1 protein-coding gene is annotated in these 702 nt (G+C 70.1%); it reads left to right on the top strand.

Annotated elements, in window-relative coordinates:
- The coding region (locus ACLBXP_RS25215) for a 1-deoxy-D-xylulose-5-phosphate synthase N-terminal domain-containing protein (RefSeq protein ID WP_447670583.1) at window positions 1-702 on the top strand (702 nt) is incomplete at both ends.

Consider the following 702-nt stretch of genomic DNA (forward strand, 5'->3'; position numbering starts at 1 on the left):
ACATGGTCGCGGTGATCGGCGACGGCTCGATGTCGGCCGGCATGGCCTACGAGGCCATGAACAACGCCGGCGCCCTGCACTCGCGCCTGATCGTCATCCTCAACGACAACGACATGTCGATCGCCCCCCCCGTGGGCGCGATGTCGGCCTACCTCGCCCGGCTCGCCTCGGGGGGCGCCTACCGCTCGCTGCGCGAGACCGCCAAGCAGCTCGGCAAGCTGTTGCCCAAGGCGATCTACCAGCGCGCCGCCCAGGCCGAGGAGTACGCCCGCAACCTGATCACCGGGGGCGGGGGCACGATGTTCGAGGAGCTCGGCTTCTACTACGTGGGCCCGGTGGACGGCCACAACCTCGACCACCTGCTGCCGGTGCTCAAGAACGTGCGCGACTCGGAGCAGGGCCCGATCCTGCTGCACGTGGTCACCCAGAAGGGCAAGGGCTACGCGCCGGCCGAGGCCTCGGCCGACCGCTACCACGGGGTGGTGAAGTTCGACGTGGTCTCGGGGGTGCAGGCCAAGGCCAAGCCGAACGCGCCGGCCTACACCCGGGTGTTCGGCGAGAGCCTGATCAAAGCCGCGGACGCGGACGAGAAGGTGGTGGCGATCACCGCGGCGATGCCGGGGGGCACGGGCATCGACCTGTTCGCCAAGGCGCACCCGGAGCGGACCTTCGACGTGGGCATCGCCGAGCAGCACGCGGTGA

Source organism: Methylobacterium sp. A54F (assembly GCF_053346035.1).